Origin of the sequence: Streptomyces sp. 8L (genome assembly GCF_020176795.1) — a bacterium.
Classification (GTDB): Bacteria; Actinomycetota; Actinomycetes; order Streptomycetales; family Streptomycetaceae; genus Streptomyces.
In genome coordinates this window covers 8,249-11,628 of record NZ_JAIUKE010000406.1, presented here as the reverse complement: position 1 = coordinate 11,628, position 3,380 = coordinate 8,249, and the positions used below count along the sequence as shown (strand labels likewise).

General features: G+C 75.5%; 2 protein-coding genes. One reads left to right on the top strand and one right to left on the bottom strand.

The annotated features are described in order from the left end of the window. Window positions 1-104: 104 nt before the first annotated feature. Complete coding sequence (locus LCE31_RS28850) at window positions 105-1,823, bottom strand: DEAD/DEAH box helicase (RefSeq protein ID WP_225019374.1); 1,719 nt, start codon at window positions 1,821-1,823, stop codon at window positions 105-107. A gap of 599 nt (window positions 1,824-2,422) precedes the next feature. On the opposite strand from LCE31_RS28850, the gene LCE31_RS28845 reads away from it, so the two are divergent. After that, on the top strand, window positions 2,423-3,142 hold the full coding sequence (locus tag LCE31_RS28845; RefSeq protein ID WP_225019372.1) for a ferritin-like fold-containing protein: 720 nt from the start codon (window positions 2,423-2,425) through the stop codon (window positions 3,140-3,142). The last annotated feature ends 238 nt before the right edge of the window (window positions 3,143-3,380 follow it).

Here is a 3,380-nt window from a genome sequence, read left to right as displayed (position 1 = left end):
GCCCCCCGCCGCCCCCGGCCCCCCGCCCCCCCCCGCCCCCCGCCCCCCCCCCCCCCCCCCCCCCCCCCCCCCCCCCCCCACCCGGTGTTCGCTGCCTCGCCGCGTCACGCCTCCGGCTGGACCGGCTTCGTCGCGCGGGTGCGGCGGCGGCGCGGCTTGTCCTCGGCCTCGCCGGCCGGTGCCGCCGCGGACTCGGCGGCGGCCGCCTTGGCGGTGGACGCCTTCGCGGTGCCCGACGCCTTGGTGGCCGTCTTCGCCGCGGGTGCCGCCTCGGCCTCGGCCGCTGCCGCCTGCTTCACCGGACGCGTACGGCGGCGCCTCGGCTTCGCGGGCGCCTCCTCGTCGGACCGCGTCGCGTCGGGCGCCTCAGCGGGCGCGGGGACGGCCGCCTCCGCGGTGGCCGTGGCGCCGGAGCGGGTACGGCGGCGACGGCGCGGAGCGCGCGCTTCCGCGCTCTCCGGGGCGTCGGGGCCGGTGGCGCCCTCCGCCGTGTCCGCCGCCTCGACGGCCTCGGCGGGTGCCTCACCCGCGGCGAGTCCGCCGCGCGTACGGCGCCGCTGCCGGGGCGTACGCGTACGGGCCGGGCGCTCCTCCACAACGGCGGGGGCGGCGCCGCGGCGGCCGCGGCCGCCGGTCTCGCCCAGATCCTCGACCTGCTCGGCCGCGAGCCCGGCGCGGGTGCGCTCGGCCCGGGGCAGGACGCCCTTCGTGCCCGCGGGGATGGACAGCTCCTCGAACAGGTGTGCCGAGGTGGAGTACGTCTCCGGCGGGGCCGGGAAGCCCAGGTTCAGCGCCTTGTCGATGAGCTGCCAGCGCGGGATGTCGTCCCAGTCGACGAGCGTCACGGCCGTACCCGTCGCGCCCGCGCGGCCCGTACGGCCGATGCGGTGCAGGTAGGTCTTCTCGTCCTCGGGGGACTGGTAGTTGATGACGTGCGTGACGCCCTCGACGTCGATGCCGCGGGCCGCGACGTCGGTGCACACCAGCACGTCGACCTTGCCGTTGCGGAACGCGCGCAGTGCCTGCTCGCGGGCGCCCTGGCCCAGGTCGCCGTGGACCGCGCCCGCCGCGAAGCCGCGCTGCATCAGCTGGTCGGCGATGTCGGCCGCGGTGCGCTTCGTGCGACAGAAGATCATCGCGAGCCCGCGGCCCTCGGCCTGGAGGATGCGCGCGACCATCTCGGGCTTGTCCATCGAGTGCGCGCGGTAGACGCGCTGGGTCGTGGCGGCGACCGTCGCGCCCGCGTCGTCGGGCGACGTGGCGCTGATGTGCGTCGGCTGTGTCATGTACCGGCGGGCCAGGCCGATCACCGCGCCCGGCATGGTCGCCGAGAACAGCATCGTCTGCCGACGCGGCGGAAGGAGCTGGATGATCTTCTCGACGTCGGGCAGGAAGCCCAGGTCGAGCATCTCGTCGGCCTCGTCCAGCACGAGCGCGCGCACGTGCGAGAGGTCGAGCTTGCGCTGGCCCGCCAGGTCGAGCAGGCGGCCCGGCGTGCCGACGATCACGTCGACGCCCTTCTTGAGGGCCTCGACCTGCGGCTCGTAGGCACGGCCGCCGTAGATCGCGAGGACGCGCACATTGCGGACCTTGCCCGCGGTCAGCAGGTCGTTCGTGACCTGTGTGCACAGCTCGCGGGTGGGGACGACGACCAGCGCCTGCGGCGCGCCCGTCAGCTGCTCGGGCGTGGAACGGCCCGCCTCGACATCGGCGGGTACGGTCACGCGCTCGAGCAGCGGCAGGCCGAAGCCGAGGGTCTTGCCCGTACCGGTCTTGGCCTGGCCGATGACATCGGTACCCGAAAGGGCGACCGGGAGCGTCATCTCCTGGATGGGAAAGGGGGTCGTGATGCCGACGGCTTCGAGGGCCTCGGCCGTCTCGGGGAGAATCCCGAGATCGCGGAACGTCGTAGTCAGGGTGCTGCCTCTTCCGTGAGGTGCGGTGCGAGGCGAACGCTGGGGGTCGTACCGCGCTACGGGTCCGCGCCGGTCGGGCTCGGCCGGCCGTGGATTGACCGGATGGGCGCGGGACCCCTGCCGTCGCTCAAGCGCTCGTACCGCTCAGGGGGCCCCTCATGTGCGGGTTCGTGTGCGTCTGCGACACGGACCGCGCTGAGGGCGGTCAGGGCGGAGCCGATCGGGCCACCGACCGGGCATCCTCAGGGGGCCTGTCCAAGGGCGTCCCGGATGCCATGCGCCGCAACGGCGCCCGGCATGCCTGTCGACCCTCGGCCAAACACTGTGATGGCCCGCCGAATACCCAGCGGGCGCATTACCACTGTACCCCGGATTCGCGCACCTGTGTCGGCCGAAGTTCACCGACCGTCGCTCCCCGCACGTGAGACGGGCTCTTTCCCGGCCCCGGCGCGGACTATTGTGCGGTTACGCGGGTTACGACGAGCACACGAATCGGAAGGTTTGCCGTGGCAGACGCAGACAGCGAGAACACCGGGATCGCCGGGCAGGACTGGGCCACGGCGTCCGCGCAGCCGCAGTACCACGCGGCGGTGGTGGACCTCCTCGGCGCCCTCGCCTATGGCGAACTCGCGGCCTTCGAGCGGCTCGCCGAGGACGCGAAGCTCGCCCCGACCCTCGCCGACAAGGCCGCGCTCGCCCGCATGGCGTCCGCCGAGTTCCACCACTTCGAGCAGCTCAACGAGCGGCTGAGCGCGATCGACGCGACGCCCACCGAGGCGATGGAGCCCTTCGCCAGGGCGCTCGACGAGTTCCACCGGCAGACCGCGCCGTCGGACTGGCTGGAGGGCCTGGTCAAGGCGTACGTCGGCGACTCGATCGCCAGCGACTTCTACCGCGAGGTCGCCGCCCGGCTCGACACCGACACCCGTGCCCTGGTCCTCGCCGTGCTGGACGACACCGGCCACGGCAACTTCGCCGTCGAGAAGGTGCGCGCCGCGATCGAGGCGGACCCGAGGCTCGGCGGCCGGCTCGCCCTGTGGGCGCGCCGCCTGATGGGCGAGGCGCTGTCGCAGGCCCAGCGGGTGGTGGCGGACCGGGACGCGCTCTCGACGATGCTGGTGGGCGGCGTGGCCGACGGCTTCGACCTCGCGGAGGTGGGCCGGATGTTCTCCCGCATCACCGAGGCGCACACCAAGCGCATGGCGGCCCTGGGCCTCGCCGCGTAACACACCGCCGTCCGTCCTGCACGCGTCCGGCGCACCACGAAGCCGGACGCGGCCTACGGCACCGGCCCGCCCCCCCGGCCCCCCCCGCCCCGCCGCCCGCGACCATCGCCCCCCCCCCCCCCCCCCCCCCCCGCGGCGGGGGGGGGCGGCCGCCCCCCCCGCCCGGGGCGCCCGGTGGGCCCGCGCCGGGGGACCGGGCGGCCCCCCCCCCGGGCGCGGGGGCGGAGGGTCCCGGGGG